At 62.2% G+C, this 12609-nt stretch carries 8 protein-coding genes; 4 read left to right on the top strand and 4 right to left on the bottom strand.

All coding sequences use genetic code 11. From position 1 onward, the window contains the following. The first annotated feature begins 141 nt into the window (after positions 1–141). Positions 142–840, top strand: a complete 699-nt coding sequence (aqpZ, locus tag AB7M23_RS13830) for an aquaporin Z (protein WP_454241075.1) — start codon at positions 142–144, stop codon at positions 838–840. A 4-nt stretch (positions 841–844) separates the two neighbouring features. On the opposite strand, the gene guaD is transcribed toward aqpZ, so the two are convergent. Genes guaD through xdhA form a run of 4 tightly spaced genes read right to left on the bottom strand, consistent with a single transcriptional unit; the run spans position 845 to position 6898 of the window. Beyond that, on the bottom strand, positions 845–2149 hold the full coding sequence (gene guaD / locus AB7M23_RS13835) for a guanine deaminase (RefSeq protein ID WP_102052440.1): 1305 nt from the start codon (positions 2147–2149) through the stop codon (positions 845–847). A 10-nt stretch (positions 2150–2159) separates the two neighbouring features. Beyond that, positions 2160–3005: a xanthine dehydrogenase accessory protein XdhC gene (gene xdhC / locus AB7M23_RS13840; RefSeq protein WP_454241076.1), complete on the bottom strand. Its 846-nt coding sequence runs from the start codon at positions 3003–3005 to the stop codon at positions 2160–2162. A gap of 49 nt (positions 3006–3054) precedes the next feature. Then, positions 3055–5451, bottom strand: coding sequence for a xanthine dehydrogenase molybdopterin binding subunit (gene xdhB / locus AB7M23_RS13845; protein ID WP_454241077.1), 2397 nt, complete (start codon positions 5449–5451; stop codon positions 3055–3057). Next, positions 5444–6898 (bottom strand): xanthine dehydrogenase small subunit, encoded by a 1455-nt coding sequence (gene xdhA, locus AB7M23_RS13850; protein WP_454241078.1) that lies wholly within the window; start codon positions 6896–6898, stop codon positions 5444–5446. Before xdhA ends, xdhB begins: the two co-directional genes overlap by 8 nt. 239 nt (positions 6899–7137) lie before the next feature. Between xdhA and AB7M23_RS13855 the strand changes: the two genes are divergently transcribed. The 3 genes from AB7M23_RS13855 (at position 7138) to zipA (ending at position 12371) form a co-directional block, all read left to right on the top strand. Further along, entirely contained in the window at positions 7138–7797 is a 660-nt protein-coding gene (locus AB7M23_RS13855; RefSeq protein WP_102052444.1) for a GntR family transcriptional regulator, read from the top strand. 2 nt (positions 7798–7799) lie between these two features. Beyond that, the gene (smc, locus tag AB7M23_RS13860) at positions 7800–11288 is read left to right on the top strand and encodes a chromosome segregation protein SMC (protein WP_454241079.1); all 3489 of its coding nucleotides are present in this window, start codon (positions 7800–7802) and stop codon (positions 11286–11288) included. A gap of 204 nt (positions 11289–11492) precedes the next feature. After that, positions 11493–12371: a cell division protein ZipA gene (zipA, locus tag AB7M23_RS13865; protein ID WP_454241080.1), complete on the top strand. Its 879-nt coding sequence runs from the start codon at positions 11493–11495 to the stop codon at positions 12369–12371. Positions 12372–12609: the final 238 nt, after the last annotated feature.

The raw sequence follows: 12609 nt of genomic DNA on the forward strand, positions 1-12609 counted from the left end.
TGGGCGCCAGTGATTTCAGCACGCCTGTGATCACTGGCGCTCACGCCATCCTCTGCTAGATTCTCAACTGAACTTCACCGCAAACCTTCATCAAGCAGTTGGGCTTGCGCTTTACGCGTGCAACTACTTGAGGATTGATCTATGTCGATGCCCCTGAGCAAACGCATGGGTGCTGAACTGGTTGGGACGTTCTGGCTGGTTTTGGGTGGGTGTGGCAGTGCTGTGCTTGCTGCGTCTCTTCCCAGCGGTATCGGTCTGGTCGGTGTCTCCATGGCCTTCGGGCTCACCGTGCTGACCATGGCCTTCGCTATCGGTCACATTTCTGGCTGTCACTTGAACCCCGCCGTGTCGGTCGGGCTGGTGGTGGGCGGGCGATTTCCGGCCAAGGAACTGCTGCCCTACATCATTGCCCAACTGATTGGTGCCGTCATCGCGGCCGCGCTGATCTACTACATTGCCAGTGGAAAGGCCGGGTTTGATGTGGCATCGGGCCTGGCTTCGAACGGCTATGGCGAACATTCGCCTGCCGGCTACTCGCTGGCTTCCGGTTTTGCCAGTGAAGTGGTGATGACCGCGATGTTCATCCTGATCATCATGGGCGCGACCGACTCACGGGCACCGGCGGGTTTTGCGCCCATTGCCATTGGCCTGGCATTGACGCTGATTCACCTGATCTCGATTCCCATCACCAACACCTCGGTCAACCCGGCACGCAGTACCGGGCCGGCGTTGTTCGTCGGCGGTTGGGCACTCCAGCAGCTCTGGCTGTTCTGGGTGGCGCCGCTGATCGGTGCAGTGATCGGCGGCGCGCTGTATCGCGGCCTGGCGCGCGAGCCTTAGCGGCTCAGCGTTGATGCACGCTGCGACCGGCCGCAAAGGTTTCGCGGACGGTGCGATCGTCGCCCAGGGTCATCAGCACGAACAGTGTCTCCTCGATGCTGTTCGACTGCTGCAGGCGGTAGGACAGCAGCGGTGTCGCGTTGTAGTCGAGCACCACGAAGTCGGCATCACGGCCCGGCGTGAGGTTGCCGATGCGCTCCTCCAGGCACAGGGCCCTGGCGCCGCCCAGGGTGGCCAGGTACAACGATTTGAACGGGTTGAGCCGTGCGCCCTGAAGCTGCATGACCTTGTAGGCTTCGTTGAGGGTGTTGAGCAGCGAGAAACTGGTGCCGGCGCCCACGTCAGTGCCCAGGCCGACCTTCACCTTGTGCTGTTCGGCTTGCGGCAAGTTGAACAAGCCACTGCCGAGAAACAGGTTGGAGGTCGGGCAGAAGGCCACGGCAGAGCCGGTTTCCGCCAGGCGCTTGCACTCGTCGTCGCACAGGTGCACGCCATGGGCAAAGACGGAGCGCTCGCCCAGCAACTGGAAGTGATCATAGACATCCAGGTAGCCCTTGCGCTCCGGGAATAGTGCCTTGACCCACTCGATTTCCTTGAGGTTTTCGCTCAGGTGGGTGTGCAGGTACAGGTCGGGATACTCGCCCAGCAGTTGCCCGGCCAAGGCCAGTTGCTCTGGCGTGCTGGTCGGGGCGAAACGCGGGGTAACCGCATAGTGCAGGCGACCCTTGCCGTGCCAGCGCTCGATCAGGGCCTTGCTGTCCAGGTAGCTGGACTCGGCGGTGTCGGTCAGGTAATCCGGTGCATTGCGGTCCATCATCACCTTGCCGGCGATCATCCGCAGGTCCAGGCGCTGCGCCTCTTCAAAGAAGGCGTCCACCGATTCGGGGTGGACACTGCCGAACACCAGCGCCGTGGTGGTGCCGTTACGCAGCAGTTCCTTGATGAAACGCTTCGCGACCTGCTCGGCATGGGCCTTGTCGGCGAACTGCCGTTCGCAGGGGAAGGTGTAGGTATTGAGCCAGTCCAGTAGCTGCTCGCCGTAGGAGCCGATCATGCCGGTCTGCGGGAAATGGATATGGGTGTCGATAAAGCCCGGGGTGATCAGGGCATTCTCGTAGTGCACCACGTTCAGGTCGGCCGGCAGTGTAGGCAGCAATTCACTGGCGTGGCCAATGGCGCTGATCTTGCCATCTTCGACCACCAGCAGGCCGTCTTCAAAGTACTGGTAGGACGCGTCCACACCGACTTCGGCGGGGTCGTCGAGGCTGTGCAGGATGGCGGCACGGTAGGCGTTGGGTTTTGCGCTCATGAGGCTCTCGTCAATGGGCTTGGCTGCGCCGCGAGGGCGGCAGCAGTTGGGCAATGGGGCCAGCATTGGCGGCAGCGTCGTGCTGGCCAAAGCTGGCGTTGTAGGTGGCAATGATTTCGGCGGCGATGGACACGGCGATCTCGATCGGCAGCTTGCCCTTCACCTCGGCAATCCCCATCGGGCAGCGCATCCGCTGCAGCCGCTCCGGGGTGAAACCACGTTCATGCAGGCGGTGCTCGAACTTGGCCCGTTTGGTTTTCGAGCCAATCAGCCCGAACCAGGTGAAGTCATTGCGTTTAAGGATGGCCGCCGTCAGCTCCAGGTCCAGTTGATGATTGTGGGTCATGACGATGCAGTAACTGCCGACCGGCAGCTCGTCGACTTCATCGACCGGGTCTTCACTGACGATTTTGCTGACCCCCGCAGGGATCGCCTCGGGGAACTCCTGCTCGCGTGAGTCGATCCAGCGAACCCGGCACGGCAAGGCGGCCAGCAAGGGTACCAGCGCCCGACCGACGTGGCCTGCACCAAATACCGCGATCTGCGCCTGAACCCGGCCCATCGGTTCGAACAGCAACACCGTGGCGCCGCCACAGCATTGGCCGAGGCTGGCGCCGAGGCTGAAACGCTCCAGATGGGGCGCCTGGCGCCCCTCGGCGAGCATCTGCCGGGCGATGTGCAGGGCTTTGTATTCCAGGTGGCCGCCACCGATGGTGTCGAACAATTGCTCGGCACTGACCACCATTTTGGAACCGGCGTTGCGCGGTGTCGAGCCGCGCTCCTCGATGATGGTGACCAGTATGCAGGGTTCACCGCGTGCCTGCAGGTCGGCGAGGGCGTTGATCCAGGTGTGCATGCTCAGTGACCTCCTGGGTGACCGTAAGGCTGTGCGGGCGATAGGGCGTTCATGGTGCTGCTGTCTCGGCTTCGGTGCGCGGGTGCGCCGCCATCGCCTTGCGCATTTGCTCGCAGCCCCAGAGCACGCGCTCCGGTGTGGCCGGGGCGTCGATCAGCGGTTGCTCACGGTAATCGGCCAGGCTGGCCACGGCATCCTTGATGGCACACCAGACGGCGATACCGAGCATGAACGGCGGCTCGCCTACGGCCTTGGAGTGGAACACCGTGTCTTCCGGGTTCTTGCGGTTCTCGACCAGGCGCACCCGCAGGTCGATCGGCATGTCGGCCACGGCCGGAATCTTGTAGCTGGCCGGGCCGCTGGTCATCAGTTTGCCCTTGGCGTTCCACACCAGCTCTTCGGTGGTCAGCCAGCCCATGCCCTGAACGAAGCCGCCTTCCACCTGCCCGATGTCGATGGCCGGGTTCAGTGACGCGCCGACGTCATGCAGGATGTCGGTGCGCAGTACCTTGTACTCGCCGGTCAGGGTGTCGACGATCACCTCGGCGCAGGCCGCGCCAAAGGCGTAGTAGTAAAAGGGGCGGCCACGGGCCTGGCTGCGGTCGTAGTAGATTTTCGGGGTCTTGTAGAAGCCGGTGCTCGACAGTGAAACCTGAGCGAAGTAGGCCTGCTGCACCAAGGCGTCAAAGGTCAGGATCTCATCGCGCACACGCACATGGCCATTGTGAAACACGACGTCCTCCGCGCTGACCTTGTACTGCCGCGCGGCAAATTCGATCAGGCGTTGCTTCAGGATTTCAGCCGCGTTCTGCGCGGCCTTGCCGTTCAGGTCTGCGCCGCTGGACGCCGCAGTCGGCGAAGTGTTGGGCACCTTGTCGGTGTTGGTCGCGGTGATCTGGATACGCGAGATATCGACCTGGAATACTTCGGCCACCACCTGGGCAACCTTGGTGTTGAGGCCTTGGCCCATCTCCGTGCCGCCGTGGTTCAGGTGGATGCTGCCGTCGGTATAGAGGTGTATCAGCGCACCGGCCTGGTTAAGGAAGCTGGCGGTAAAGGAAATACCGAATTTCACCGGTGTCAGGGCCAGGCCTTTCTTCAATATCGGGCTGTTGGCGTTGTAGCGACGAATCGACTCGCGGCGCTCGGCGTAGTCGCTGCTGGCTTCCAGTTCTGCGGTAATCTCTTCGAGCATGTTGTGCTCGACGGTCTGGTGGTAGTGGGTGACGTTGCGTTCGGTCTTGCCGTAATAGTTGGCCTTGCGCACCGCCAGCGGGTCGAGCACCAGATGGCGGGCGATACGGTCCATCACTTCCTCGATGGCGACCATCCCCTGTGGGCCGCCGAAGCCCCGGTAGGCGGTGTTTGAGGCGGTGTTGGTCTTGCAGCGGTGGCCGTTGACCGTGGCGTCGCCCAGGTAATAGGCGTTGTCGGCGTGGAACATGGCGCGGTCGACGATGGACGCCGACAGGTCGGGCGAGCAGCCGCAGTTACCGGCCAGTTCGAAATTGATGCCCTGCAGGCGTCCGCGGTCATCGAAACCGACATCGTATTCGACGTAGAAGGGGTGACGCTTGCCGGTCATGACCATGTCTTCCATGCGAGGCAGGCGCATCTTGGTCGGCTGGCCGGTCAGGTGCGCGATCACCGCGCACAGGCAGGCCGGGCTCGCCGCCTGGGTTTCCTTGCCGCCAAAGCCACCGCCCATCCGGCGCATGTCGACCACCACCTTGTTCATCGGCACATCGAGCACTTCGGCGACCAGCTTCTGCACTTCGGTGGGGTTCTGGGTCGAGCAGTAGACGATCATGCCGCCGTCTTCGGTGGGCATCACCGAAGAGATCTGGGTTTCCAGGTAGAAGTGCTCCTGGCCGCCGATGTGCAGGGTGCCCTGCAAGCGATGGGGCGCATCGCGCAATGCGCTGGCCGAGTCCCCGCGTCGGTGGGTGTGGCTGTCGAGGACAAAGTGCTTTTTGCGCAGCGCTTCGACCACATCGAGCACCGGCTCCAGGTCTTCGTAGGTGATGATCGCTGCCAGCGCGGCGCGGCGCGCGGTGTCGAGGTCGCGTGCGGCCACAGCCACCACCGGCTGGCCGACGAACTGCACGGTGTCGATGGCCAGCAAGGGGTCACCCGGCAGCAGCGGGCCGATGTCTTTCAAGCCCGGTATGTCTTCGTGGGTAATGGCAATGCGCACGCCCTCGAAGGCGTAGCAGGGCGCGGTGTCGATACTGACAATGCGTGCATGGGCGCGGTCGGACAACCGGGCATACACATGCAACTGGTTCGGGAACTCCAGGCGGTCATCGATATACACCGCTTCGCCGGACACATGCTTATCGGCGCTGTCATGCTTGACGCTGCGGCCTACACCGCTGGTCATGTCCTGGCTGAACAGGTCGGCCAGCTCTGCCTGGCTCTTGGCGACGTGAGGATGGTTAGACATAAGCGGTCACCCGAGTCTCGATGTGCGGTGTTTGCAGTTCGATGAAGTATTTGCGCAGCAGGTTCTGCGCACTGAGCAAGCGGTACTCCTTGCTCGCGCGAAAATCCGACAGCGGTGTGAAGTCTTCGCTCAAGGCTTGGCAGGCCTGTTCAATCAGTGCCTGGCTCCAGTGCTTGCCTGTCAGCAGCGTTTCACAGGCCTGGGCGCGTTTCGGGATGGCCGCCATGCCGCCGAAGGCGATGCGTGCCTCGTGGATGACGCCGCCTTCGATGCGCAGGTTGATTGCCGCGCAGACCGCCGAGATATCGTCGTCCAGGCGCTTGGACAGCTTGTAGGCGCGGAACGCCCAACCGGGCGAAGCCTTCGGCACGATGATCTTCTCGATGAACTCGCTCTCCTGGCGGGCGGTGATGCGGTAATCGATGAAGTAGTCTTCCAGGGCCAGGGTGCGCTGGCTGTCGCCTTTGCGCAGGACGATCTGGGCGCCCAGGGCGATCAGCAGGGGCGGGGCGTCGCCAATCGGTGATGCGTTGCCAATGTTGCCGCCCAAGGTGCCCTGGTTGCGGATTTGCAGCGAGGCGAAGCGGTGCAGCAGCTCGCCAAAGTCGGGGTACTCGGCGCTCAGCGCGTCATAGCAGTCGGTCAATGGCGTGGCGGCACCAATCTCGATGCGCTCGTCGACGTGCTCGATGCGCTTCATCTCGGCGACGTTACCGACGTAGATCATCACCGGCAGGGTCTTGTGGAACTGGGTTACCTCAAGTGCCAGGTCGGTACCACCGGCCAGAAGGCGCGCTTCCGGGTGCGAGCCATAGAGCTCGGCCAGGTCGGCCACGGTCAGTGGAACCAGGCAGCGTTTATCGCCGCTGTTGAGCTCGCCGGTTTCTTTGGGCGCAATCGCCTTGAGCCGGGCGATGGTTTGCGCCTCGGCGGCATCGAACGGGTCGGCTGGCGGCTGGCAGCAGGCCTGTTCTGCGGCTGCCAGAATCGGCCGGTAACCGGTGCAGCGGCAGAGGTTGCCGGCCAGCGCCTCCTGGGCCTTGTGCAGGTCCGGGGCGTCGCTGTTCTTCTGCAGGGCGAACAGCGACATCACCACGCCGGGCGTGCAGAAGCCGCATTGTGAACCGTGGCAGTCGACCATTGCCTGTTGAACGCTGTGCAACTGCCCTTGGTGTTTGAGCCCTTCAACGCTGATCAGTTGTTTGCCATGCAGCGCCGACACAAAGGTCAGGCACGCATTCAGGCTGCGATAGCGCAGGCGTTCGAGGCCGTCCTGATCCGTATGGCGCTCAGCGACCACGACAGTGCAAGCGCCGCAGTCGCCGCTGGCGCAGCCTTCCTTGGTGCCGGGTTTGCCCAGGTGTTCGCGCAGGTATTCAAGCACTGTCAGATTGGGGTCCAGGGCGTGCTCACTGCGCAGCTCCTGATTAAAGAGAAACTGGATCACGGAAGGCCTCACAAGCGAATTATTGTTGTTGAGCGGGGTTGTGCTGACTCTAAGCAGGCCTGACTTTTCGGTCAACATCTTTCTGACTTGTGGGTCAGGAAAATGATCGAAATGGCGCCTGGTACGCTCTACACCTGACTTTTTAAGCATAGAACGGGCCGAGAGGCCCTGCGCGAGTGGGGGGCAAGTGCGCTACAATCCCGCCCTTGTGCACCGTTCAAAGAGTTTGAAGGAAAACCATGACGTTCAAGGCGCCGGACAGCCTCTCCGAGCAAATTGCCCATTACCTGGCCGAGCGGATCATTCGCGGCGAGCTCAAACCCGCCGAGCGTATCCAGGAGCTGAAGGTCACCCAGGCGCTGAATGTCAGCCGCGGCTCCGTGCGTGAGGCGCTGCTGATTCTCGAACGCCGGCATCTGGTCACGATCCTGCCGCGTCGCGGCGCGCACGTTACCGAGCTAAACGAGCACAATGTACGCAGCCTCTGCACGCTGATGAGCGAGCTGTACATCCTGTTGGGCAATGCCGTTGCCACGCACCTGCGCAGCGACAGCGAGCTTGCTCCGTTTCTGGTCATTCAGCAGCGTTTGCGCGCTGCCTGCGAGCGCAAGGACATCAAGGCATTCGTTGAAGACAGCTTCGCGGTGATGCGCGCGGCCTATCCGTTTGCCAACAATCCTTACCTGCAGGAAACCGTCGAAAACCTGCAGCCGGCCATGAGTCGCACGTATTACCTGGCGCTGGATCAGCGCAAGGCCGAAATGGATGACTTCCTGGTGCTGTTCGCGCAATTGCTCGAGGCCGTGGTTGCACGTGACCTGCCGCGCATCCGCAGTGTGCTGGTCGAGTATTGTCAGCGCAGTTGCGACCTTGTGCTGACGGCGCTGGTACCTGCCTGAGCATGCGCCTCAAGTGCATTCGCCTGGCCGGGTTCAAGTCCTTCGTCGACCCGACCACCGTCAACTTCCCCAGTAACATGGCGGCCGTTGTCGGGCCCAATGGCTGTGGCAAGTCCAACATCATCGACGCGGTGCGTTGGGTGATGGGCGAAAGCTCGGCCAAGAACCTGCGCGGCGAGTCGATGACCGATGTCATCTTCAATGGTTCGACCAGCCGCAAGCCGGTCAGCCAGGCGAGTATCGAGCTGGTCTTCGACAACAGCGACAACACCTTGGTCGGCGAGTACGCCGCCTATGCGGAGATCTCCATTCGCCGCAAGGTCACCCGAGACGCCCAGAACACCTATTTCCTCAATGGCACCAAATGCCGGCGCCGTGACATTACCGATATCTTTCTCGGCACTGGCCTGGGGCCACGCAGCTACTCGATCATCGAACAGGGCATGATCTCCAAGCTGATCGAAGCCAAGCCCGAAGAGCTGCGCAACTTCATCGAAGAAGCCGCCGGTATCTCCAAGTACAAGGAGCGCCGCCGCGAAACCGAGAACCGCATTCGCCGCACCCATGAAAACCTCGAGCGCCTGACCGACCTGCGCGAAGAGCTTGAGCGCCAGCTTGAGCGCTTGCACCGCCAGGCCCAGGCTGCCGAGAAGTACAAGGAATACAAGGCCGAGGAGCGGCAGCTCAAGGCGCAACTGGCGGCACTGCGCTGGCGCGCACTGAACGATCAGGTGGGCCAGCGTGAAGCGATCATCGGCGATCAGGAAGTGGCCTTCGAGGCATTGGTCGCGGAACAGCGCAATGCCGATGCCAGCATCGAGCGCCTGCGTGACGGTCACCATGAGCTGTCTGAACGGTTCAACCTGGTTCAGGGGCGCTTCTATTCGGTGGGCGGTGATATCGCCCGGGTCGAGCAGAGCATCCAGCATGGCCAGCAGCGCTTGCGCCAATTGCAGGACGACCTCAAGGAGGCCGAGCGTTCGCGTCAGGAAACCGAGTCGCACCTGGGGCATGACCGCACGTTGCTGGCAACCCTGGCTGAGGAGCTGGAGATGCTCGAGCCCGAGCAGGAAATGACCCTGGCCGCTGCCGAAGAGTCTGCCGCGACGCTGGAAGAAGCCGAAGGCACCATGCATGGCTGGCAGGAGCAATGGGACAGCTTCAATACCCGTTCGGCCGAGCCGCGCCGTCAGGCCGAGGTGCAGCAGTCGCGCATTCAACAGTTGGAACACAGCCTGGAGCGTCTGGCCGAGCGTCAGCGCAAACTGGGCGAGGAGCGTGACCAGCTCAGTGCCGACCCTGAAGACGCAGCGATACTGGAGCTGGGCGAGCAATTGGCCGGCAGTGAACTGCTCCTTGAAGACTTGCAACTGGAAGAGCAGCAGGCTGTCGAGCGGCTTGAGGCGCTGCGCGAGCAGTTGCAGCAGGTTGGCAGCGCTCAGCAGCAAGCCCAGGGCGAGTTGCAGCGCCTGGGTGGTCGTCTGGCCTCGCTGGAAGCCTTGCAGCAGGCCGCACTGGACCCAGGCAGCGGCACCGCTCGCTGGTTGCAGGCGCAGGGCCTGGCGCAGCGTCCGCGACTGGCCGAGGGCTTGCGCGTCGAGCCGGGCTGGGAACTGGCGGTCGAGACCGTGTTGGGCGCTGACCTGCAGGCCGTGCTGGTCGATGCGTTCACCGGCCTGGACCTGGCCAGCTTCGATCAAGGCGCATTGCGCCTGCTCGATGTACGCGGCACTGCGGCGAGCCTGCCGGGCAGTTTGCTCGACAAGGTTCAAGGCCGTGTCGACCTGGCCCCGTGGCTGGGGCAGGTACGCCCGGTGGAAGATCTCGATGCGGCGCTGGCGCTGCGTGGCCAACTGGCCGAAGGGCAGAGCCTGGTCAGCCGTGACGGTTATTGGGTCGGGCGGCACTTCTTGCGGGTGTCGCGTGCCAGTGATGCCGAAGGCGGGGTGCTCGCCCGAGGGCAGGAGCTTGAGCAACTGCGCCTTGAGCACGAAGCCTTGCAGGCCGAACTGGAGCGGCTGGACGAGCAACTGCTCACGCTGCGCGAGCAACAGCGCAGCCTGGAGGACGGCCGCGAGCAGATCCGTCGTCGAGCACAGGACGAAGCGCGCCAGCAGGGCGAGCTCAAGGCACAGTTGTCGGCGGGCAAGGCGCGTGCCGAGCAGCTGGCGCTGCGCCGTCGCCGTCTTGACGAGGAATTGAGCGAGCTGCTTGAGCAGCGTGCCATCGAGCACGAAAGCCTCGGTGAATCTCGCTTGCAGTTGCAGGAAGCGCTTGACCTGATGGCCCAGGACACCGAGCAGCGTGAGCTGTTGCTGGCCCAGCGCGACAACCTGCGCGAGCGGCTTGACCGGGTGCGCCAGGAAGCACGGCAGCACAAGGACCACGCACACCAGTTGGCGGTGCGTTTGGGCTCGCTGCGTGCCCAGCACGACTCCACGCGTCAGGCGCTGGAGCGCCTTGAGTTGCAGTCCGAGCGGCTGACGGAAAAGCGTGAGCAGTTGACGCTGAACCTGGAAGAGGGCGAGGCGCCGCTGGAAGAGCTGCGGCTCAAGCTCGAAGAGCTGCTGGAAAAACGCATGAGCGTCGATGACGAAATGCGTCAGGCGCGCCTGCACATGGACGAAGCCGACCGCGAGTTGCGCGAGGCCGAGAAACGTCGCAGCCAGGCGGAGCAGCAGTCCCAGCTGCTGCGCGGCCAGCTTGAGCAGCACCGTATGGAATGGCAAGGGCTGAGCGTTCAGCGCAAGGCCCTGCAGGAGCAACTGCACACCGATGGCTATGACCTGCACGGCGTGCTCGAAACCCTGACCGAGCAGGCCAGCGAGCAGGAAGCGGCGCTTGAGCTGGAACGTATCGACGGGCGTATCCAGCGCCTGGGCGCCATCAACCTGGCGGCCATCGATGAGTACCAGCAGCAGTCCGAGCGCAAGCGCTACCTGGACGCACAGAACGACGACCTGGTCGAGGCGCTGGAGACGCTGGAAAACGTCATTCGCAAGATCGACAAGGAAACCCGTAATCGCTTCAAGGATACCTTTGATCAGATAAATGCCGGTTTACAGGCACTTTTCCCAAAAGTTTTCGGTGGCGGCAGCGCTTACCTGGAACTGACGGGCGAAGATTTACTCGATACAGGGGTGACGATCATGGCGCGCCCGCCCGGGAAGAAAAACAGCACCATCCACCTGTTGTCCGGTGGGGAGAAGGCGTTGACTGCCCTGGCGTTGGTGTTCGCGATCTTCAAGTTGAACCCGGCACCGTTCTGTATGCTCGACGAAGTCGATGCACCACTGGACGATGCCAACGTGGGGCGTTATGCCCGGCTGGTAAAAGAAATGAGCCAGACCGTGCAATTCATCTATATCACCCACAACAAGATCGCCATGGAAATGGCCGATCAATTGATGGGGGTGACTATGCACGAGCCCGGTTGCTCGCGCCTGGTGGCGGTTGATGTGGAGGAGGCGATGGCCATGGTCGACGCCTGATTGGGTGTCATAAGGCGTGAACCTGCGCTTAATGGACCTGTCAGTTGCGACAGACGGTGTAAAGTTATCTTTGGTCGTGCTAGCTTAATGGCAATTTTTATTACGCGTGGGCAAAACGCCTGTCAGAACATAGAGTTGGCGCCACGTTTTAAAGGGCTTTAAGCCCTTTATTTATCAGCATTTTTTACAGAGGCACGGGATTACATGGAAATCGGTCTGCGCGAGTGGCTGATCGTCATCGGCATTATTGTCATCGCCGGTATTCTTTTTGACGGCTGGCGTCGTATGCGTGGTGGCAAGGGTAAGCTGAAATTCCGTCTGGATCGCAGTTTCTCCAACCTGCCTGACGAGGAGAGCAGCCCTGATGTGCTGGGGCCTTCCCGTGTGCTGGACAATCACAAGGAGCCGGAGCTGGATGAGCAGGACCTGCCATCCATGAGTGCGCCGCTGCGTGAGCGTGAACGTGAGAGCAAGCCGAAGTCTTCCAAGCGCAACAAGCGTAACAGCGAGCCGCAACAGGGCGACCTGAACCTGGCCGCTGAGCCGCGTGAGCCGGACCTGTTCGCCGATGCGTCCGATGACTTCCCGGACGAAACGCGCACCAAGAGCACCGGCTTTGGCGCTGCCAATGCAGGCAAAGAGTTGCCACCGGTAGAAGAAGTGCTGGTGATCAGCGTGATTTCCCGTGACGAGGGCGGCTTCAAGGGCCCGGCGCTGCTGCAGAACATTCTTGAAAGCGGTTTGCGTTTTGGCGAAATGGACATTTTCCACCGTCATGAAAGCATGGCCGGTAACGGCGAAGTGCTGTTCTCCATGGCCAACGCAGTCAAGCCAGGTGTATTTGATCTGGACGACATCGACCACTTCAGCACGCGTGCAGTGAGCTTCTTCCTGGGCCTGCCGGGCCCGCGTCATCCGAAGCAGGCATTCGACGTGATGGTGGCGGCTGCACGCAAGCTGGCCCACGAGCTCAATGGTGAGCTCAAAGATGACCAGCGTAGCGTCATGACCGCGCAGACCATCGAGCACTACCGCCAGCGCATCGTCGAGTTCGAGCGTCGGGCGCTGACCCAGAAGCGTTGATCCCAAGCACCCTAAACACTCAAAGAGCAGCCACGGCTGCTCAGGTTGCTGACAGCCCCCCTGTGTGATCTTCGTGGGAGCAGGCGTGCCTGCGAAGCGATCGATGGGGTGCCCGTGAATTCGCGGCGCCTGCATCGCAGACAAGCCTGCTCCTACCGTGAGAAAACCGCTGAAAAGCGGGGGTGTGTCAGCAGCCTGGGCAGCCAGGGTTGCTCTTTTGCATGGCAAGAGAACACGA

This window comes from Pseudomonas sp. HLS-6 TE3448 (assembly GCF_053629555.1).